Here is a 20,017-nt window from a genome sequence, read left to right as displayed (position 1 = left end):
TGAAAATTGCTTTATTAAAGTGACCTTTTCAATGGTTGCAAAGTTCAGATTTAGGGGAAGATGCACCTATTAGATATCAATGTGAGATGAGTTCCCTCTCACATTGATTGGCAAGGGTATTAAATGATTATTTAATTTTCTTGATCTGAGAACGCCTGTCAGAGGATCCTGACATTGTTATATCTGAATCCTGACTTGATTTCTCATCGTCACCATCGTAAGCATCTGGACTGCTTTCGCTGTCTTGAACAAACGTCGGAGCACTAAAAATCTGTTGTTGCATTAATCTTTCAATTTGTATTACAAGCGACTTATACGCTTTAACTTCGGTATTTTTCTCACTTTCTTCGGTACTAAGAAGCTCCATAAATTGTGATCTCGTTTCTTCCGAATATTCGTCAAACTTCGCTAACAACTCTTCAAGTTCTGCTCTTTGCGCGCCTGAAAGGGCCATATTAACCTCTCAAATTTATTTATAAAAAAAGCATTCTATTATGGATCCACAATACTGAGAAGAGTGAGATCTATCTTAATAGGTCACAGAAGATATTTTATGATCCAAGACAGTTTGTTGGGTAATAGCCAGACCTGCCTGCTTTGCTTGATTATCTGATGCTTCATGTTCATATAGTGGCGTTAAAGTTTTTGATTGATTAAAAACAAAATCAAATTCAATACATTGTTCGAATGATATCAAATGTTGTTCTTTTAACGAAAGATAGATTGGCTCAAATTGAGTTAACGTAAATTGAAACCGCCAAGCCAATTTCTTCTTTCCATTAAATTCTTTAACATTTCCGACTGTCTGGCAAGCATGTAAATCAGGATAAAGTGACAATAGCTTTTCATACATGACATACTTATGGCAAGAAACAGTCACCATATCTACTACTAACTGGCAATCGATCGTCATGTGATGTTGACGTTGCTTTTTCTGCTCTGCTTTATCAATCATAGCAGCATGCTCATCCGATAAAATTCTTTGTAGGTATTTGCGTTGTAATTCTAAAACGTTTGGATTAACTTGATTCACCACATGATCTAAACGACTATAGCGAATACCGATAAATTTTACGGGAACAAATGTTTTATCTTCCGGCATTTTTTGTTGGTTATATCTTTCGATGGAATCTCTTACTTTTTCTAAATTGCTTAATTTATCATCCCACATTACAATCAAATCTGGTAACTTCTTTTCTGCAGCAATCGCGGTTAACAGACATTCCCCTTTATGTTGACCACTTGCTAACACTAAGCCTTTTGTAAACAAACCTTCAGCACTTTGCGGTAGTACTTTATCTTCAAGCTTTCCATAATAACCTTGATTAAAATTAATTTTGAACATGGCAAGCTGTGCAATCGTTTCTTGTAGTAGCAAAGAACCTCGGCTGGTCAATGCTAAGGTATGTACTCCCATTTGCTGCAATTTATCAATTAAGGCAGGTGTACTCTCTTCTACAACATAAATATCTTCAGGGTGAATTTTACGTATCGCTTCTAAATAAAATGATAATGTTTTATTTTTAGCTTCTGAAACTGAATATCCCTGTTTCATAAATTCATTCAAATCAAAGTCAAACCATTGATCTGTACATAATGTATGGCGATAACTCACTAAGGTATTATCAAGATCAAACAGCCCCATTCGCTGTAATTGTGGGAAAAGAGAGGCATGCTTTTCAAGAAAATAAGCACCATCTGAGAATTGGTCGGTTTCGAATATTTTGCAAGTATTAGATTTAGAAAGTTGCTTTAGCGTTTTTGGTTTTGGCATGATTTTTGCCCCCAACTTTCAAGAATGAATATGATTTATCCTCTTACTTCAATTATTTTTTAACATCAAGTAAGGGCAATTTGCAAGACAATGCTGAAACCAATTTTCTCTTCTTTGGGTGAAAGCGAAAGCTAGGCTTGCGCAGCATTTAAACAAGATTATTCTGCCATTGAGGCTTGTTTGGCAACAAACGGTGGGCGCGCAAACCAAACTAAAATCAATAAGCTTAGAAAAATAAAGCCTGAAAGCCAGAAAATATCATTGGTTGCTAACATATAAGATTGATTAACTAGCATTTTAGTAATTTCTGCGTAACTCATTTTGTCACTGAACCCAAGCATTTTTAATTGATTGACGACCTCTAACATTTGTGGTTCATAAGCAGTTAGAGTTTCAGTTAATTTACTTTGATGAACCGCCTCACGATGGTTCCATAACGAAACACTGATAGAAGTACCAAAACTTCCTCCTAAAATGCGTAGAAAATTGGAAAGTCCTGCAGCACTTGCAATGCGATCATTAGGCAATCCCGATAACAAAATGGTGATAAGAGGTATAAAGAAGCAAGGCGCACCAACACCTTGTACAAATCTTACCCATGCAACATTATTGAAAGTGATATCGGTATTAAAGTTTGCTATCCAAAAAGAACAGAATGCAAAAAAGAAGAAACCATTTGTCACAACTACTCTTGCATCAACTTCGTTTAATAATCTGCCAACCAAGGGGGAAAGTAATATGGGCAAAATACCAATCGGAGCTGTGGCTAAGCCTGCCCAGGTAGCCGTGTAATTCATTTGCGTTTGTAGCCACAAAGGTAAAACAACAACACTACCAAAAAATGTCATATAACCAATACTGATTGCTACTGTACCCACTGTAAAATTTCTGATTTTAAATAAAGTAAGATCGATAATAGGGTTTTCATCGGTTAGCTCCCAAGCAATTAAAAAAGCAATACAGATTGTAGAGATTGCAGCTAACGCACAAATAAAGGTTGAATGAAACCAATCTAAATCGTGCCCTTTATCTAATAATACTTGTAAACAACCTATGCCTACCGCTAATAAAATTAAACCAACAAAATCAATGGGCTGTCTAACCGTGTTCGTTTCTCTATTTTTTAATATATGCCAGGTAAAATACACTGAGAAAGCACCAACGGGAAGATTGATGTAAAAAATCCAGGGCCAAGAATAATTATCCGTAATATATCCCCCTAAAATAGGGCCTATCACGGGAGCTGCAACCGCAACCATCGCCCATAATCCCGTCGCTAATCCTTTTTTGTGATCAGGATAATTGGCAAGTAATAAACTTTGCGATAAAGGAATCATAGGGCCTGCAACAGCCCCCTGTATCACGCGAAAAATAACGAGCATCGGTAGGCTCTCTGAAAGCCCACATAATAACGAAGCAATAGTAAAAAGCGCTGTTGAACAAACAAATAATCTAACTTCACCAAATCGTTTTGCTAACCATCCGGTTAAAGGTAAAACAATGGCCATACTCACCGCAAATGAAGTAATCACCCATGTACCTTCATCTGCACTCACACCCATGTTACCGGCAATCGTTGGTATAGCGACATTGGCAATAGATGTATCTAAGACATTCATGAAAATGCCTAGCGAAACCGCTAAGGTAAGCAATACTAATTGGAATCCTTGGATTGCTGGCATGGTACGACCTATAGCGTTAAGGCGTTACGGGTTCAATGTTCTTGCTATTGGCTTTTAGTATGGTTTCAATCAGTTTTTCTGCATCATTAAGATCTGAACTGTAATCAACGGCTTCATAAATGACTTTAGGGGATGTTTGTGCATTTAATGGTTCTCCTTTTCGTTCATGCGTATCGATGTAAACCGTCATCGATAACCCCACTCTTAAAGGATGATCTTTGAGTTGGCCATCATCAATGCTAATTCTAACTGGTAGACGCTGTACTATCTTAATCCAGTTTCCTGTTGCATTTTGTGGCGGTAATAAATCGAACGCACTGCCTGTTCCTGGATTAATTCCGACCACATGACCTTTGAATTTTATTTGGTCTCCATAGGCATCTGCTATCATTTCTGCTGGCTGACCTACTCTAATATTTTTTAACTGTGATTCTTTAAAATTAGCCTCAATCCATAACTCATTCAGTGGCACAATGACCATCAAGGTGGTGTCAGCACTGACTTGTTGACCTACTTGAACGGGGCGTTTAGCAACATAACCCGAAACTGGCGAATAAAGGACAGTGCGACGCCAATTTAAAAAAGCATTCCGAAGATTAATAATAGACTCTGTCACTTGCGGATGATGATAGAGATCGGTATCACCTGCTAGTTTAATACCAGCCGATAATTGTTGTTCAGCCAACAGTAAATCATCTTTTGCCGCATTGAGGGCAATCAAAGAATGGCTTAAATCTTCTGCAGAAATCGTTTTGTTGACGACTAAACCTTGACGACGCTTATAATCTTCATTCGCTTTATCAAGATTATCTTTTTTTAAGCGTAAATTTGCTTTTAATTCATTTACGCTATCATAATATTGACTAACTTGACGTGTCACGACTGCTAAAGTCGACTCAGCTTTTTTCAAGGCAATTTCAGCATCGATAGGATCAAGCTTAACAACGATATCGCCTTTTTTAACACGATCGGTTTCATCCACAAAAATAGAAAGCACTCTTCCTGAAATTTGTGGCATAACCTGTACGGAGTTACCATCAACGTAAGCATCATCGGTTGAGACGGAATATTGTCCCCAAAATAGCCAATAACAAAAATAAATAAGCCCTAGCACAATAAAAACAAGCGTAATGCTCAGCATCCATCTTTTGCGTTTTTCATGATTATTTTCAGCAGCTTGGGTCATATTAAAATCACTTTATTCAACTGAATTTATCTAAGCTTTATTTATTCTAGTTGCCAAAGGTTATTTAGGAAATAAAATACCCTCATTGGTTAACTTAGAATACTAAATATAGTGTATTTTTTTTCAGTAGCTAGTTATCAACGATTCCAATACCAGGGTTATTAGTTTATAATCCAACTTCAAATGGATTTCCTCGCTTCCAATTAGGGAACAGCGCTAACTTCCTGCGGTGTTAGCACATGTCATCATTCAAGAATAAAGAGATACCGACGTATGAGAGAGTGGAAACAATTATTTGTTAATGAAACATTATTTGAAAAGACAAAAATCAATAAAAATCAACTGATACTGACATTAGCTGATGATTATAAAACCTCTCGGCATATGCAAAGTCTTATGACCAATCTCAAATATCTTTACAACAAATCGACACAGTTTAGTCAAACCTTTACGCTACCCTATGCACAAGACCACTCGATTGTATTCACACTGAACCCCAAGCAAAGAAAAGTTCATATTAATAATGCATTTAATACAATCGCCGCAATTATCAGTCAAAGTATGACTAGAAAAAATGATGTTTTAGAAAGATCAAAACCTGAAAAAATCGAAGATGAAAAACCTCAAGCCTTCAAGGCTGTGTCTAAAAAACGCGATACGAAAGCGCTTCAACTTTCTGTCAATGACGCTTTTGAAAAAGGTGAACTTTTCCAATCTGTTAAAATATCAAAAAGCGGTGCTACCTTTGAAATCGCTGAAGCGTTTAATTCAAAAGAGTACTATCGTTTTATCAGCCAACGCTTAAATAAGCAGCAACGCACATCGCAAGCACTCGCTGCAGTCTCTTTACCTATTAAAGATCTTCGTCACAAACCCTCTTTAAGATTGAAGGCAAATCATCAATTAACTGCTGAAAAATTACTAGATTTGTTTAAAACCCCCAGTGCTGATGCGGAAAAAGAAGCCGTCGCCACAGTGCCTGAACTGACTACTCAGGAAGTGATAAAGGCTCCTGAAGTTGCTACCGGTGCTACGATAGGAATGCCTGTGACAACCACGATTCCATTATTAGAATCTGAAGTGACTGAATCTTCACCGGATATTACTCCCAATAGCTCTCCAGAGATCACTCCAGAAAGTGATGATTCTGCATTTGAAGGTCTTGATGACATGCTAGAACAACTCAATAGCATCAGTTACCGCCCAAGCTCTTATCTCGATCTTAATGATCTGTTGGCAAGTGGAACAGAAGGTTATTCATGGGATCCAGATAATAATGCCTTTGATAATAATGTATTGTTTCAATATAACAATTTATCGTGGGGAGATTTATGGTCAGAGGATTTTAATATTCCTTCATCACCCGAACAGCAACAAAATAATCTATTTTCATCGATGTTAAAAATGAAGAATTTTTGATGAAACCAAAGCTCCCGCGCAAAGCGGGAGCTTTGTTAGACAGGCTTTATTTTTTTTCTGCTTTTTTTGCAGGCTTAACAACAATGGTTGATTTAACGTCTTTAACGCCTTCAATACCTTTAGCAACTTTAACAGCATTATCTGCTTGTTCTTTATCAGTTACTTTACCAGAAAGATAAACAACGCCTTTCTTTGTTTTTACGTGCACTTTGAAAGCAGCGATATCTTTTTCATCTAATTTTTCTTCAATGAATTTAGCTTTTACTTTCGCAGTAATTTCTGTATCTGAAAGTGCGCTTTTAACTTTGCTGGTTGTCGATTCAGCTGGTTTATCAGCGTTCTCACTGATAACAATCATTTCATCTTCTTCAATCACATCGGGTGCAGCAACTGCTAAACCTTGTGCAAGAAAGAATGCGGGAACGGTGCTTAGCAAGATTTGAGTTAATTTTTTCATAAAGTAGCATCCTTGATCTTAACTAGAAATCTAAATTGACTGGTACTTTCTTACAATGGTTATCCCATGATTGACTTACAATGAAGACAACCCGCTTAAAAATATTATGGATCTTTAATTCAAGTCAAATAGATAACAGCTTCCACTAACTCAATGTTTTACAGCAAAAATCTATCGGGACATCCACCTTAGGTTGACCTGCTAATTGCAGTTAATTTATTGTTGGCGCTTCAGTCTTTCTTTGGTGAATTATGACAGCGGCCCGTGCTACCAAAATCGATTTAAGCGCCACACCTTACTACCATTGCATGACGCGATGTGTACGTCGTACTTTCTTGTGTGGTATCGATTCCCAGTCCGGCCAAGATTATTCTCACCGCAAAGCCTGGATTGTCGGTAGAATCAAACAACTCACTGAAGTCTTTGCCATTCGCATCTGTGCTTATGCGGTCATGAGCAATCACTATCATCTTGTACTGTGGGTCAACGATAACGACGCTAATCAATGGACTGACGAGGAAGTCTTCCTGCGATGGCAACAACTCTTCCCTAACGACGCTAATCAAGTAGAAGTCTTGGGCTATTCAAAATTAGAAATCAAACAAAAAATAGCCCTCTGGCGGCAGCGACTTGCCAGCATTAGTTGGTTCATGCGCTGTCTCAATGAAACTATCGCTCGATTATCTAATAAAGAAGAAGCCGTCACCGGACGGTTTTGGGAAGGCAGATTTAAATCGCAAGCCTTGCTTGATGAAGGCGCTTTGCTTGCCGCTATGGCTTATGTCGATTTAAATCCTATTCGCGCTAAAGTCGTTAATACCCCTGAACAAGCCGAGTTCACTTCTATCTACGAACGCATACAAATGGTGGCCAAGCAGTTAAAGAAAAAAACGATTACAACCACCTCTTCTTTCAATCTCGCCTCTTTCGTCAAACAAGCTAATAGTCTTAAGCAGCCTTTAAGCTTAATGCCCTTTGCCAATGAGAAAGCCAATAACAAAACACCTTACATCGATTTCAAATTAGCTGATTATTTTCAGCTCATCGATGAAACCGGCAGAATCTTACGTGATGGTAAACGAGGTGTAATACCCGACAATCTTGCTCCTATCCTGGATAGATTGCAGCTATCTGCCAACGGATGGATGAATATGGTTCACGACCTTGAGAAAAATTTCTTCCATGCCGTCGGCAACTCAATCATACTCGTCGACTTCGGTTCGCAGCATCGGGAACGTAAACCAAAAGGCTACCATGCCGCTAAAAAGTGTTATTTATAGTCTTTGTAATTAACCATTCAATTAATTTCTTACTCTTATCTTTATCGATCCTCTCATTCATAAACAGGGTATTCATTCTGTGATTCCTGTGCAAAATCTTTTTAATACCAATTGCATCTTTCAATTAATATAAAAATGGGTGTCCTCATTTATATTTGTGTGCTAGGATTCGCGAAGATTTATAAATAGAGGTAATTATGCAAGCAACATTAGCTAGACTTTCTGAAACATTGAAAGCATTGGGAGAAGCAAAATTAGAAATTTCTGGTATTAAACTCACTGCAGCAGTAGGGATAGGCTACGGGCTTTCGCGCTGCGTATTAGGCCATACCTCTCCTACAGATGTTGCAGTTGATGTCATGGCAACGGTTGGTACTTATGTCATCTCTGAAGCCGCTATAAAACTTGGCCAAGGTATTAGAAGCCAATTTATCAGTAATGACACAACCAATACATCTACCCTATCTACCTCTTCAGCCAAAATAAAAGTAAAGTAAAGTAACAGTTCTAATCTATGATGTGCTGCTAACAACCTAGCAGCGCATTGAAGTCTGCTCTTAAAGTGGATGTCCTCTTACCTTTACGTGTAGTTCCTCTTAATATATTTTTTGCCAACTGGAATTTTCAGGGAAACCGTATTGTCCAATCAGCATCATTTGATCATTGCTACAGATACTGTATGAAAACCATAGATAGTGAAATTGAAGAAAGTTTAAAAAACCTCAATATATTATTGCGTAAAAGACAATTACAACGCAAAGAAATATTAGCAGCGCAAAAGCTCCATGAAGAAATACAAAAACTCGTTAAAATAAAGCAATTTCTCGATGCTAATGGCTTCATACATATCAATCAAGTCAAAGAACAAAACACTCCATTAATTGCTGCCATTACGCAAAATAATATAGAAGTTGTTGATTTACTACTATCACATCCCAAAATCAAAATTAACCAACCGAATAATTTAGGTCGAACCCCCGTATGGATAAGTGCTCACCAAGGTAAAGTTGAATTTCTTAAAAAGCTTTCCGACAGAAAGGCAGATTTTAGAAAAGCTGATAACGGTGGCAAAACCCCTTTATTTGCTTCTATGATGAATGGCTTCTCGCGAGCAACCGCATTTATCGTTCATAAATTAACGGGCCTTTCAATCTACGATGATAATGAATATGGACAACTACCAGTCCATGCATTAAAAAATTCAGCAAAAACGCAAGAAGAGTTTGAGAATATCATCAAATTATTTAAAGAAAACAACATCGATATTGATGCAAAAAATGATAATATGCAAACCGCCTTAATTGCTGCCGCCAATGAAGATAACCTTCCTTTAGTAAAGGCTTTAATTGCACAAGGTGCTGATCTCACAGCGGTTGATCGCGATAATGGAACGTTTTTAGATGCTCTGGGCAAACCGAATCGTTCTGAGATACTGCTATTCATGAAAGAAAAAAATATGAATACCGAATGGTTTGAAAATGTGGATGATGTTAAACGATATGGCCATATTCTCGGTATTGGCACTTTTTTAAAATTAGGACATCACTTAGGCTTAGGAGGCGTCATTCGCGTGCCAATTGGCAAAGCGCATAAAACAGCCCCAGTCTATACTGAAGCATGGCACCGTGATCAAAGCTTTAAAACATTGATGCATGAAGTCAAAGTTTATGCAGATAATCAAACTTTACCCAATGATGATTTTTCAAGAATTGAAGAAGCGCTTATTATCTCTAATCATCTTATCACCGATCAAAACACGTTAAATTCCTATAACGACGCTTATCAATCTTATGTCGATGGCAATCCACTGATTCTCCCTGTGGTAACACCAAGCCATGGAGTGGGTCTAGCCCTTTACAAAGACAAGTTAATCTATACCGACCGCTTTTTACCCACTGGCGGCAAAGTAAATGAATGTACGAAAATTTTTCAACTCAATAATACAAGCGAAGCGGCCATTCGTGACTTGATCACATCATTAAGAAATGAAGTTGAAGGAACAACCGTCACGGATAAAATTCGACAATACGTGGATTTTGAACATCCTATTATAGAAACTGGGGATAGATTGCAAATGCATGGCACCTGCACTTATTCTAACCCTCGTAGCAATATCGAGGGATTGTTATGCGTTATGCAAGCTGATAGGTTAAATAGTAATCGAGATACCATACCAATAGAAAACATTCACTCGTGCAGAATCAGTGCTCAACAGGCGTATAAAGACTTCAATTATAAAAGTCGTTTTAGAAACGTACAGTCTCTCATGACTAAACTGAGTGAAGCAGAAAATCAAGGCGAACATGACAAAGCCAATATGTATTACGATATTGTTGAAAGTTACATGAAAGGCCATACCAGTCGCTTCAAAAACCATGGCACAGACAGAGCCAATAGCTTAGAAATGTACCAACGACTACCACCTCGCCTGAAAAAGGAATTTGATAGAAATAATCGTTTTCTTGCTAGAAGATTAAAAGGGTCGACCCTTTATCATCGCGTACATAAAGTATTGAAAAAAAACAAAAAACCACTAACCAATACTATTTTAAATGAAGTGTTACATCAAATTAAGTTGCAGCAAGCAACTGATCAATCGCCTAATTTGCACCAAGCGGTTCTCGAAACATTTAAGTTGATAGCCGAATCTAATCCTGATCTATTGAAAACACTACCTCAGATATTAAATGCATTGAAAAAAGACAATGCCTTAACCGTTCCTGATAAAAAAGAAATTTTACGTCATCTCCATGGTGAATCTGCAAGAGCGAAGTCTGTCGTGAGCACCCATCGAATTTCAAAAGCCCCACACGAGAGGGAAAAGAGTAGTAAACAAGTTGCAAAAAAGAGAACGGCACAACCTTTACTTTTTCAAGAGCTTCCTCCCTTACCTTCTCTTAAAGGCACTGTTGAAGAAAAGCCTCAATGGAAATCTTACAAACCTAAGAAAAGTTAATATGGTAGAATCTTTATTCTACGGCAACGGCGTTCTACTGAACGTTGTTTCATTATTGTGAGATGATGACTCAATATTATTACCTATTTTACAAGAATCTAATAAAATAGGTAATGAAAATAGTAGTAACTCAACCTTATCCGACCCAATTTCCAATGAATGATCTTTAAGGGTTGATATAAAATCTCTTGCATCGGCAAATGCCATTTCTTCTACCTCTTTGGCAGAATAATCTTCAGGTATTTGTTTGAAAAATTGAAACGCGTTATTTCCAAAAGCAAATTTTTCGCATTTGATACCATAGGGCGTTCGCTCAGTATTTTTATGATTACTAGTATTGATAGTAACCACATGAAAACATTCTGGCAATTTTGTTTCACACAACAATCCATATAAATGATTAAATCCTACAATGCCAACTGCATCTCTTTTCGTCATAGTATTTGCAGTTTTGCTCATCATTTCATTTCTTTTTCTAACACCCTGAAGTGTGATATTCTGGAATTTATTTTCACTGCTGCTCAAATCAATCGGTATTATATGAGCAAATTTTTCTTTATCGTTCATGTAAAATAAACTTTGCATATTGCCATGCCCCATATTGCTGTTTTCATAGACATGTTTGCTTCTTTTAAAACTCTCAATTTTAGTTTTATCTAATTCAAGTAATAAGTCTTTTATTGAAAATAATTCTTTTGCAAAAATCATTATGATTAATTCTACATAATAAGAATTTAAGGAGTGATGAGATTCCCCCACTAGAACCAGCAAGCGTTTTTCTTTGCTTTGTGCGATTGCTTTATGTTTGGCAATTTCATTATACAATCTTAAAAGTTGTTCTTTATCACGATCAAAACCCAACATTTTATATTCCCCAATAAATGATTATAATTATAATCATTTTAAGGATACAAAATATATTAAATTTAGCCCACTAGTTTATGATGGTTGGTTATATTATCATGTCGATTGGTTTTTGATTCGAACATATTAAATTTTCATTATCAATGTCGCCAAACATCTCTAATCAAAATGAAATGTACCAAAATATTCATAGAGAATACCAAACCAAGGATGCTTAAATTGCATTGCCATTTTGAAGGTATTGTCGGAAACAGGGATTTCATAAGAATTACAATGCCCTAACAACCATTCAATCGGTAATGGTATAAACCATTTCCCCAATTTAAAGACGAAGGCCTGATGCGACAACGTAATTTGATTATCCTGATAATCGTAAGTAAACTTCCATCCCACATTGCATCGTGTTAAATCAACCATGATATTATCGTTTAATAAAATCATTTTCGTGTTAAAGATAAAATCTGTTCGGTCTGGATAATGAAAAATTCTTTCTAAATGAAATGCATTCGAATCAGGATAACAAGCATAGGTTACCGTAATTGGGATCTCTTTCGCAGGCTTGGGTGGCAATAATCCCATCATTCCCATTATAGGGCCCAACCATTTCATCAAGCCTTTAGCATTAACGGTAATGGTGCCTGTGACCGTGATTCGATCATGACTATTCGCATTAAGGTTATAGTGACGTTGAAAAACCGGGGGAAGTTGCTGCCATTTCTGCGCGAAAACCTGTTGAAAAATACTGGAAGTCTCAACCACACTTTTCCCCTTTTAGTTTGAAAACTAATAAATATCACAACGAATGTGATTATAAATGATATAAATGTTATTCTCTTGTTCCTCAGTTATTCCTGTAGGCTCACTATGAAAACTAGCACACATTCTCTTATTCAGCATTATTATGAGTACTTTAATCAGGGTGATATTCCTGCTTTTTTAAACTTACTCAATGAAGATATTGTTCATGATATCAATCAAGGCGAAACAGAAATTGGGCGTCAGGCTTTTGCAACTTTTATGGATCGCATGGACACTGCCTACCAAGAACATATCGAAGATCTAACGATTATGACAACACCAGATGGCGATCGTGCGGCCGCTGAATTTACCGTGATTGGCACTTATAAGAAGACCGATTACAATCTACCCACTGCTAAAAATCAATCGTACTCACTACGCTGCGGTGCATTTTTTGAAATTAAAAATGGCAAAATCAGCCGAGTCACCAATTATTACAACTTAAATGATTGGCTAAAACAGATTAAGGAATAACTCTTGGGCAATTTGACGGTAAATCGTTTTAAAGGAAAGCAAATACTCGATTATATCGAGCAATTAGCCGCATTGCGGATTAAAATATTCAGAGAATATCCTTATCTTTATGAGGGGGATTATGAATATGAAATGAAATATCTCAGCACCTATGCAACCTCTGAAGAAGCGATTTTAGTCGTCGCAAAGGATGACGATAACATTATCGGGTTATCAACAGCCATCCCCCTACAATTTGAAACGCCAGAAGCCCAACAGCCCTTTAACGATTTAAATCTCCCAATTGAACCCTTTTTCTATTTAGGAGAATCGGTCTTATTACCTGAATATCGAGGCTCTGGTATTTATCGACAATATTTCCAGGAACGTGAAGCTGCGGCAATCGCTTTTGGCTGTAAAAAAGCAACTTTTTGTGGCGTTGTACGCGATGCCAATGATCCAAGACGCCCCCATGATTATATACCTTTAGATAATATTTGGCGTCATTTTGGCTACGAACGACATCCAAAACTTTGTGCTTACTACGAATGGCAAGAAATCGGCGCATCCGAGCAAACTAAAAAACCCATGGCATTTTGGATTAAATCGTTATGATAATAGTTGCCACTACACAATATGCAATTGAATCTGCTTTAACGTGGGAACAATTTATTGCCAAACATCAAGCGCTGGTCAAAGAAGCTAAATCTCATCATGCACAATTATTATTGTTACCCGAATATATGGGCATTGAAGTATCGGGAAAAAGCCCAGCAATTGATTTAGAATTATTTCAAGATATGCAATACCGACTACCGCATTATCTCAATTTCTTTCAACAGCTTGCTATCGATAACCAACTTTATATTCAACCAGGCACTATTATGGTTGAAGTATCACCCCAACGTTTTGCTAATCGAGCCTATTTTTTTAGCCCAAGCGGCTCTTATGGCTATCAAGATAAGTTACAACTAACCGCCAGTGAAAAGTCCGATCATCTTTTTATGCCAGGAACGTTGCAAACGCTTTTTAAAACTACCTTGGGTTTAGTCGGCATTGCCGTTTGTTATGATAGTGAATTTCCAGAAATTGTGCGCAACCTGACGCTTGCGGGCGCTAAACTGATTCTGGTTCCAAGTTATTGTCCTTCTCTCACCAGTTTGCATCGGGTTTATTTTTCTTGCCGTGCACGCGCGCTTGAAAATCAATGCTATGTATTAACATCACATGCCGTGAGTCAGGTAAAATTTGGTAATGCAGTTGAAACCTTATCTGGCCAAGTCGGTTTATTTGGTCCTGTGGATCAAGGCTTCCCTGTTGATGGTATTATCGTACAAGGAAAACTCAATCATATCGAAATGATTCTCGGCCAACTCGATTTTGCCAAACTGGATGAAATTCGCACCTACGGCCAAGTACAAAATTTTTTAGATTCACAGCAATTGCTCTCTACTGAACTTATTGTTAGTGAATTGTGATTCAAACCTGCCGCTAGTAAGTTTATCATCCTACATATATAGAGCAGCCGATTGACTTAAGATTCGCATTCAGGTCTACTCATAAAATGAATATCATTACTTTCCATGTTGTCCGCCTGGTTAAAGCTTTAGGTTATTCCTTACAAGGTTTATTTGAAGCAACGCGCTCGGAACCGGCTTTTACTTTAGAAGTCATCCTCTTCATCTTCTTGTTGCCTATTGCGCTGTTACTCAAGCTGACATTACTGACTAAAGCACTACTGATTGGTAGCTTATTACTCGTATTGATTGTTGAGCTTTTAAATTCAGCCATTGAAGCAACGGTTGATCATATCTCACTTGAACGCCATCCGCTGGCTAAAAAAGCCAAAGATATGGGTTCCGCTGCGGTTCTGCTTTGCATGTTAAACGCAGCTCTTATTTGGTGCTTCGCGCTGCTTTGATTTTAAATTGGCCTATTATTTGCAGACAACTTTATCATTTGACACTCAGCGCTAATTTTCATATCTTGAAAATGTAGTCGATAGAAAAGTCATCATATCACTCACGTTCTCACCTCTTAGGAGAGCACATCATGCCTTACCAACTCCGCCACCTCCAACATGCTGTTAATTATATTGTTGAACAACTTCGTTATAATGATCCTCGTAAAGGTCTGCAAACACTCAATGCTTCTACTAAAAGACAGCTTGCTGATGAGTTATTGCTAGCCATTGATCCCTTGCAGCTTCGCAATCCTAAAAATATTGCAATTAATCCTTCAAATAGTTATTTAAAAGATTTTTTCTTACAACTGGCTGAAAGAAATATTGTTTATCCAGAAGCCACAACGTATTTACTCAAGCGAAATAATATTACTTATGAATGCCATGATGGTGAGAGAAAAGAAATTTATAATCGACAAAAAGCCAAAGCGAATGTTAAAGCATCAAGGATGTCAGAATTACAAGAGCAGTTAAGTGAACAATTAAGCGCTCTTGAACTTGATGATTATTCGGATAGCGAAGTTAGCGATGAAGAAACTCAAGCCTATCTGCCTTATCACGGAGCAACTTCATCAAAACTACAAACCGTTTACTGTAATCAACAAATCGCTCATTTAGCCAGTAAAGCGAGAATGTAACAATCCTTTGCGACAAACCGCACTCATTTTCTGAGTGCGGTTATTTTACTATTTTCCACCTCTATTAGTTGGGCGGCGATTCATTGGCGTGTCACGATTTTCATAATGCGTTGGCTTTTGTTTTTTAGGGATTTGATTATTTTTATCAAGTGCTTGTTGGCGTAATTGCATTTCATTGACTGGTTTTTCAACAGGTAAAGAAAACGTAACATTGTCTTGAGGATTATGTGCAAGAATGGTTTGCATTTGCAATAGAAGTAATTGAGTTTCTAAAGTGCGTGGGCCTTGTGATGACATAAGATGATCGCTCCGTGAAATGATTAGATGCCGTGATAAACGCACAACATCATAATCAATCAACATACTCTTCGCAATTGAATTTTAGGTGTTTCCTTACGCGATGGGGTTATCAGGGGGATAATCGCGATTTTCTCCCTGATTGCAAGCGCAGAATTGCTCTGCGCGTAGCATTCAAACAAGATTATACCGCTCGCTAGGAATTTTGAAATCTCGCATCTTCAGGACAAGCGGTATATAAGAGTTCAACTTTTTGTCTTTAAGAGGCGGTTTGCACCAGGGGTTCATTGGATTTTTCAGGTAATGCAACATCTGGGCATAAGTGTATGGTTTGTTTAGACGCATATTCTTCATAAGCAAGCTCAATGAGCTTACTGATTAATTGCCGATAAGCTAATCCTGATGCTTCCCACATTTTGGGATACATGCTAATTGCCGTAAACCCTGGAATCGTATTGATTTCATTCACATAAACTTTGTTATGATCAGAAACAAAGAAATCGACTCGCGCAAATCCTTTGCATTCAATGGCTTTAAATGTTCGAATGGCCAACTGGCGTACTTCTTGTGCAATCTGTTCAGGTAACTTAGCAGGAATAATTAATTCTGCGCCATTGGGATCTAAATATTTTGCTTCATAAGAATAAAATTCATGATGAGGCACAATTTCCCCCACGCAAGAAGCAATGGGATCTTGATTACCTAAGACTGAACATTCAACTTCTCTGCCTGGTAGATATTTTTCAACTAAGACTTTAAAGCTATATAAAAATGCCTGTTCTACGGCAGCTTCATATTGCTCTTTAGTACTTACTTTACTAATACCAACGGAAGAGCCCATCACTGCGGGTTTAATAAAGAGAACTTGTGAATCGAGTTGTTTGCTCACATCAGCAAAAGAAGGTATCGCTTCTGGATTGGAAATCGTCACAAGAGGACCAACGGGAATATCATGCTTCGCAAGTACCTGCTTTAACATGTCTTTATCCATACCGATGGCAGATGACAGCACCCCTGAACCCACATAGGGAATATCCATCATTTCCAATAAACCTTGTAACGTTCCATCCTCTCCCATCGGACCGTGCACTAAGGGAAAAGCGGCATCAACAGCTATCTGCTTACCAGATAAGGTTAATAATATGGTTTGCTCTGGTAAACGCATCAACGTGCAGATTTCACCGGAAAGAATCACTTGGTCAAAATCGGAGTGTTCATCAAAAAAGGCTGCCTCATTCAGAACATGCCAACTACCCGAACGACTGATGACGATTGGGATTGGCAAAAAGGCGGTTCTATCCATCGCACTAACAATATTTCGTGCCGATAATAAAGAGACTTCATGTTCTGCAGACTTGCCTCCACATATGACTAGGATGTTTTTCATTATTGCTCCTTCGAGTCTGCACTATTATTTAGTTAAATTGCATTGATGCAATCCATTTTGCTTTATACCTTAAATTGTACAAGCTAAAGCGGATAAGCACCAAACGATTACTTCGCTTTCTGAATAGCCCGTTCTAACGCATCAAGCCCTCGCTGTAGTGATTTCATCTCTGGCCCAAAACTGATTCTGGCATATTGATCGTACTGCGCATGTGAACGACGTTTTTCAGGATTCACGTCAAAAAAGATGCCAGGTACGGTGATCACTTTTTCCCGCAAACCAGCTTCGAAAAAGGCCATCCCATCCTGCAGCGGTATGGGCAGTTTGGATAAATTTGCCCATACATAAAATGCGCCTTCTGGCTTCACTTCAATTTCCATGCCCATTTCCGTGAGCCTGTGTATCGTGTAATCACGTTTTTCTTGGAAGCAATGCTGTAGGGCTTTGGCTTCTTGCTCTACATAGTCAGGCTCTAACAATTTGAGTGCTTCTGTTTGGAAAAGGTTAGAGGCGCCCCCATCCAGAAAAGAACCTGCGCTTGCGATATTCTCAATCACCTGTTTAGGCGCCAACGTCCAACTCAAACGCCATCCAGGATAACGCCAATTTTTGGTCAATCCATCGATAATGATCACCGGATCATGATTCACCTCATCAATAAAAGCAGCGGCTGAATTGGTGGTTGGAAATGTACCTTGTCCAGCAGAATCATAAATATAATGCGAGTAGAATTCATCAAAAATCAATGAACATTGCAGGGATTTGGCTAAAGATACCCAATCGTTTAACAAATCGCCGCTAATCACTTGCCCTGTAGGATTGCAAGGATTGCTAATTAATAGGGCTTGTAATCCACGCCCTAAAATTTCTTTTTTGATCTGCTCTAAGGGAACCTTATAACCAGAATCGGGAGACAATAAAATAGGAATAGGAATAAATGCTTTAAAAATGCTCAGCAGTTCTTCATAAGCGGTGTAATCTGGTAAAAAATGTCCCATATTAATATTGCCTAACGCCGCAACAATACGAGTCAAGGCAACACGCCCACCGCCACTAATGCTAACATTTTCCCACGTATACTGAGACTTTTTATTTTTGCGATATAAGGTATTGTAAAGATCGGCCACTTTCTGTCGTAGTGTCTGCTGCCCTGTGACAGGGGCGTACTCATATTGACTCATCTCAACGGTTAATTGCTCAATTCGCTGACAAGCACCAGGGATATAATCGGTTTGTGGGGCCCCTTGCCCTAAATTCACCCATGCCGCATCATGCATCGAATATCCCATCTCTTGTGCGCGATGCATAACGTAGATGACCCCTGTACGGGGTACTTTTCTAAATCCGGGGATATGTGGGTGTGTCATGATCTTTTTTTCCAATATTGATTAACAGACTGCCTATCAAATTAGCGTATTTTCAACGCTTTGTCTTTAAAGTTAATCAGTTAAATTATTAACAACAATAGCATCCCCAAGCAAAACTCGTTAAAATTTGTCTTTGATTTTGTTCAAAAATGAGGTTTTTCAAGACAGTGAGTAAGCGGTTATATATCGAAACCTGGGGTTGCCAGATGAATGAGTACGACTCAAAGCGAATGGCAGAGTTATTAGAAGCCACACACGGCTTAAAGTTAGACAGCTCCCCAGAAAATGCAGATGTCTTACTCATGAATACTTGTTCTATTCGAGAAAAAGCACAAGAAAAAGTCTTTTCTATGTTAGGACGGTGGCGAGACTTGAAGGAAATTCGTCCTGAAATTGTCATTGGTGTTGGTGGTTGCGTTGCCTCACAAGAGGGTGAACTGATTCGTCAACGTGCGCCCTATGTCGATGTGGTCTTTGGTCCACAAACCCTGCATCGTTTACCCATGCTCATTAATGCCGTCAAACGCGATGGAAAACCCGCGATTGATGTTTCATTCCCCGAGATTGAAAAATTCGATAGACTCCCTGAACCTAAAGCGGAAGGTCCTTGTGGCTCTGTCTCTATCCAAGAAGGCTGCAGCAAATATTGTACTTATTGCATTGTTCCTTATACTCGCGGTGAAGAAGTAAACCGTCCATTTGATGATGTGATTGTAGAAGTTGCCCATCTTGCAGCGCAAGGGGTCAAAGAAATTACGTTGCTTGGACAAAATGTGAATGCCTATCAGGGTAAAATGCATGATGGTCATTTAGCAGATTTGGGCTTACTCATTCGTTTTGTTGCGCAAATTGATCATATTGAACGTATTCGTTTTACCACCTCGCACCCTAAAGAATTTTCACCCAGTTTAATCGCGGCTTATCGAGATGTGCCACAATTGGCCAATCAATGCCATTTACCTGTGCAAAGCGGTAGCGATCGTATCCTGAATTTGATGGGAAGAGGTCATACGGCGTTAGAATACAAATCGAAAATTCGACAATTGCGCGCGGTACGCCCTGATATTTGTATTTCATCCGATTTTATTGTCGGCTATCCTGGTGAAACTGAGGAAGATTTCGCACAAACGCTTGAACTTGTTAAAAGCGTCGGCTTTGATCAATCCTACAGTTTTATATTCAGCGAAAGACCTGGCACCCCTGCTGCCAATTTACCCGATCAAATACCGCTTGAAATCAAAAAAGCGCGTTTGCAAATTCTGCAAGATCAATTGCTCTTACAATCCACACAAATCAGCGAAAGTATGGTGGGTAGCGTTCAGCAGGTGCTTGTTACCGGCGCCTCGAAAAAAATGGCAGATGAATTAACCGGACGTACCGAGAATAATCGCATTGTTAATTTTATAGGCTCCCCCTCCTTAATCGGGAAAATCGTGCCAATACACATTACGCAGGCACACCGGATTTCATTAAGAGGAACCACACTATAGTTTTGG

Annotated in this window: 20 protein-coding genes; 10 read left to right on the top strand and 10 right to left on the bottom strand. The window is 38.4% G+C overall.

Translation table 11 applies throughout. The features are described 5' to 3' along the window. Positions 1-127 precede the first annotated feature (127 nt). The 4 genes from HT99x_RS04185 to HT99x_RS04170 form a co-directional block, all read right to left on the bottom strand. Positions 128-454 carry a hypothetical protein gene (locus tag HT99x_RS04185; RefSeq protein ID WP_075067705.1) on the bottom strand — a complete coding sequence of 109 codons (327 nt, stop codon included), beginning with the start codon at positions 452-454 and terminating at the stop codon, positions 128-130. A gap of 75 nt (positions 455-529) precedes the next feature. Further along, a complete protein-coding gene (locus tag HT99x_RS04180; protein ID WP_075067706.1) occupies positions 530-1,774 on the bottom strand; it encodes a DUF2608 domain-containing protein in 1,245 nt (414 codons plus the stop codon). Between the two features lie 158 nt (positions 1,775-1,932). Further along, a complete protein-coding gene (locus tag HT99x_RS04175; RefSeq protein ID WP_075067707.1) occupies positions 1,933-3,456 on the bottom strand; it encodes a DHA2 family efflux MFS transporter permease subunit in 1,524 nt (507 codons plus the stop codon). Between the two features lie 16 nt (positions 3,457-3,472). Then, a complete protein-coding gene (locus HT99x_RS04170; RefSeq protein ID WP_075067708.1) occupies positions 3,473-4,642 on the bottom strand; it encodes an HlyD family secretion protein in 1,170 nt (389 codons plus the stop codon). A 273-nt stretch (positions 4,643-4,915) separates the two neighbouring features. Between HT99x_RS04170 and HT99x_RS04165 the strand changes: the two genes are divergently transcribed. Continuing rightward, positions 4,916-6,061 (top strand): hypothetical protein, encoded by a 1,146-nt coding sequence (locus tag HT99x_RS04165; protein WP_075067709.1) that lies wholly within the window; start codon positions 4,916-4,918, stop codon positions 6,059-6,061. Between the two features lie 46 nt (positions 6,062-6,107). Here the strand turns inward: HT99x_RS04165 and HT99x_RS04160 are convergent, their stop codons facing one another. Further along, positions 6,108-6,518, bottom strand: coding sequence for a BON domain-containing protein (locus HT99x_RS04160; RefSeq protein WP_075067710.1), 411 nt, complete (start codon positions 6,516-6,518; stop codon positions 6,108-6,110). Between the two features lie 251 nt (positions 6,519-6,769). On the opposite strand from HT99x_RS04160, the gene HT99x_RS04155 reads away from it, so the two are divergent. The 3 genes from HT99x_RS04155 (at position 6,770) to HT99x_RS04145 (ending at position 10,754) form a co-directional block, all read left to right on the top strand. Then, complete coding sequence (locus HT99x_RS04155; protein ID WP_259565457.1) at positions 6,770-7,798, top strand: hypothetical protein; 1,029 nt, start codon at positions 6,770-6,772, stop codon at positions 7,796-7,798. Between the two features lie 197 nt (positions 7,799-7,995). Continuing rightward, entirely contained in the window at positions 7,996-8,295 is a 300-nt protein-coding gene (locus HT99x_RS04150; protein WP_075065534.1) for a hypothetical protein, read from the top strand. Positions 8,296-8,477: 182 nt separating this feature from the next. Then, positions 8,478-10,754 (top strand): ankyrin repeat domain-containing protein, encoded by a 2,277-nt coding sequence (locus HT99x_RS04145; protein ID WP_075065535.1) that lies wholly within the window; start codon positions 8,478-8,480, stop codon positions 10,752-10,754. 18 nt (positions 10,755-10,772) lie between these two features. Here HT99x_RS04145 and HT99x_RS04140 read toward each other — a convergent pair whose 3' ends face one another. Both HT99x_RS04140 and HT99x_RS04135 read right to left on the bottom strand, forming a co-directional pair. Next, positions 10,773-11,618: a hypothetical protein gene (locus HT99x_RS04140; protein WP_075065536.1), complete on the bottom strand. Its 846-nt coding sequence runs from the start codon at positions 11,616-11,618 to the stop codon at positions 10,773-10,775. 159 nt (positions 11,619-11,777) lie between these two features. Beyond that, positions 11,778-12,377 (bottom strand): DUF4166 domain-containing protein, encoded by a 600-nt coding sequence (locus HT99x_RS04135; RefSeq protein WP_083482810.1) that lies wholly within the window; start codon positions 12,375-12,377, stop codon positions 11,778-11,780. 105 nt (positions 12,378-12,482) lie between these two features. Between HT99x_RS04135 and HT99x_RS04130 the strand changes: the two genes are divergently transcribed. From HT99x_RS04130 to HT99x_RS04110, 5 genes are all read left to right on the top strand, one after another. Beyond that, on the top strand, positions 12,483-12,890 hold the full coding sequence (locus HT99x_RS04130; protein ID WP_075065537.1) for a ketosteroid isomerase-related protein: 408 nt from the start codon (positions 12,483-12,485) through the stop codon (positions 12,888-12,890). Between the two features lie 3 nt (positions 12,891-12,893). Next, positions 12,894-13,484 carry a GNAT family N-acetyltransferase gene (locus tag HT99x_RS04125; protein ID WP_075065538.1) on the top strand — a complete coding sequence of 197 codons (591 nt, stop codon included), beginning with the start codon at positions 12,894-12,896 and terminating at the stop codon, positions 13,482-13,484. Beyond that, positions 13,481-14,347, top strand: a complete 867-nt coding sequence (locus HT99x_RS04120; RefSeq protein WP_259565451.1) for a nitrilase-related carbon-nitrogen hydrolase — start codon at positions 13,481-13,483, stop codon at positions 14,345-14,347. Before HT99x_RS04125 ends, HT99x_RS04120 begins: the two co-directional genes overlap by 4 nt. An 86-nt stretch (positions 14,348-14,433) precedes the next feature. After that, complete coding sequence (locus HT99x_RS04115; RefSeq protein ID WP_075065539.1) at positions 14,434-14,790, top strand: diacylglycerol kinase; 357 nt, start codon at positions 14,434-14,436, stop codon at positions 14,788-14,790. A gap of 131 nt (positions 14,791-14,921) precedes the next feature. After that, entirely contained in the window at positions 14,922-15,470 is a 549-nt protein-coding gene (locus tag HT99x_RS04110; protein WP_075065540.1) for a hypothetical protein, read from the top strand. 48 nt (positions 15,471-15,518) lie between these two features. On the opposite strand, the gene HT99x_RS04105 is transcribed toward HT99x_RS04110, so the two are convergent. From HT99x_RS04105 to HT99x_RS04095, 3 genes are all read right to left on the bottom strand, one after another. Continuing rightward, on the bottom strand, positions 15,519-15,767 hold the full coding sequence (locus HT99x_RS04105) for a hypothetical protein (RefSeq protein WP_139016564.1): 249 nt from the start codon (positions 15,765-15,767) through the stop codon (positions 15,519-15,521). A 259-nt stretch (positions 15,768-16,026) separates the two neighbouring features. Then, positions 16,027-17,154: a D-alanine--D-alanine ligase gene (locus tag HT99x_RS04100; RefSeq protein WP_075065542.1), complete on the bottom strand. Its 1,128-nt coding sequence runs from the start codon at positions 17,152-17,154 to the stop codon at positions 16,027-16,029. Positions 17,155-17,261: 107 nt separating this feature from the next. Further along, positions 17,262-18,521, bottom strand: coding sequence for an aminotransferase class I/II-fold pyridoxal phosphate-dependent enzyme (locus tag HT99x_RS04095; RefSeq protein WP_075065543.1), 1,260 nt, complete (start codon positions 18,519-18,521; stop codon positions 17,262-17,264). A 167-nt stretch (positions 18,522-18,688) separates the two neighbouring features. On the opposite strand from HT99x_RS04095, the gene miaB reads away from it, so the two are divergent. After that, the gene (gene miaB / locus HT99x_RS04090; protein ID WP_075065544.1) at positions 18,689-20,011 is read left to right on the top strand and encodes a tRNA (N6-isopentenyl adenosine(37)-C2)-methylthiotransferase MiaB; all 1,323 of its coding nucleotides are present in this window, start codon (positions 18,689-18,691) and stop codon (positions 20,009-20,011) included. The last annotated feature ends 6 nt before the right edge of the window (positions 20,012-20,017 follow it).

The sequence above is a fragment of the Candidatus Berkiella aquae genome, assembly GCF_001431295.2.
Taxonomy (GTDB): Bacteria; Pseudomonadota; Gammaproteobacteria; order Berkiellales; family Berkiellaceae; genus Berkiella; species Berkiella aquae.
Note: the sequence above shows the minus strand (reverse complement) of the source record. Positions and strands in the feature narration are given on the sequence as shown.

Bases quoted from the DNA above. Each gene is read 5' to 3' on its own strand.
- HT99x_RS04165 (WP_075067709.1), top strand. From the start codon at position 4,916: ATGAGAGAGTGGAAACAATTATTTGTTAATGAAACATTATTTGAAAAG.
- HT99x_RS04140 (WP_075065536.1), bottom strand. From the start codon at position 11,618: ATGTTGGGTTTTGATCGTGATAAAGAACAACTTTTAAGATTGTATAAT.
- HT99x_RS04120 (WP_259565451.1), top strand. From the start codon at position 13,481: ATGATAATAGTTGCCACTACACAATATGCAATTGAATCTGCTTTAACG.
- HT99x_RS04175 (WP_075067707.1), bottom strand. From the start codon at position 3,456: ATGCCAGCAATCCAAGGATTCCAATTAGTATTGCTTACCTTAGCGGTT.
- HT99x_RS04185 (WP_075067705.1), bottom strand. From the start codon at position 454: ATGGCCCTTTCAGGCGCGCAAAGAGCAGAACTTGAAGAGTTGTTAGCG.
- HT99x_RS04105 (WP_139016564.1), bottom strand. From the start codon at position 15,767: ATGTCATCACAAGGCCCACGCACTTTAGAAACTCAATTACTTCTATTG.
- HT99x_RS04160 (WP_075067710.1), bottom strand. From the start codon at position 6,518: ATGAAAAAATTAACTCAAATCTTGCTAAGCACCGTTCCCGCATTCTTT.
- HT99x_RS04095 (WP_075065543.1), bottom strand. From the start codon at position 18,521: ATGACACACCCACATATCCCCGGATTTAGAAAAGTACCCCGTACAGGG.
- HT99x_RS04110 (WP_075065540.1), top strand. From the start codon at position 14,922: ATGCCTTACCAACTCCGCCACCTCCAACATGCTGTTAATTATATTGTT.
- HT99x_RS04155 (WP_259565457.1), top strand. From the start codon at position 6,770: ATGACAGCGGCCCGTGCTACCAAAATCGATTTAAGCGCCACACCTTAC.
- HT99x_RS04100 (WP_075065542.1), bottom strand. From the start codon at position 17,154: ATGAAAAACATCCTAGTCATATGTGGAGGCAAGTCTGCAGAACATGAA.
- HT99x_RS04150 (WP_075065534.1), top strand. From the start codon at position 7,996: ATGCAAGCAACATTAGCTAGACTTTCTGAAACATTGAAAGCATTGGGA.
- HT99x_RS04115 (WP_075065539.1), top strand. From the start codon at position 14,434: ATGAATATCATTACTTTCCATGTTGTCCGCCTGGTTAAAGCTTTAGGT.
- HT99x_RS04145 (WP_075065535.1), top strand. From the start codon at position 8,478: ATGAAAACCATAGATAGTGAAATTGAAGAAAGTTTAAAAAACCTCAAT.
- HT99x_RS04170 (WP_075067708.1), bottom strand. From the start codon at position 4,642: ATGACCCAAGCTGCTGAAAATAATCATGAAAAACGCAAAAGATGGATG.
- HT99x_RS04180 (WP_075067706.1), bottom strand. From the start codon at position 1,774: ATGCCAAAACCAAAAACGCTAAAGCAACTTTCTAAATCTAATACTTGC.
- HT99x_RS04130 (WP_075065537.1), top strand. From the start codon at position 12,483: ATGAAAACTAGCACACATTCTCTTATTCAGCATTATTATGAGTACTTT.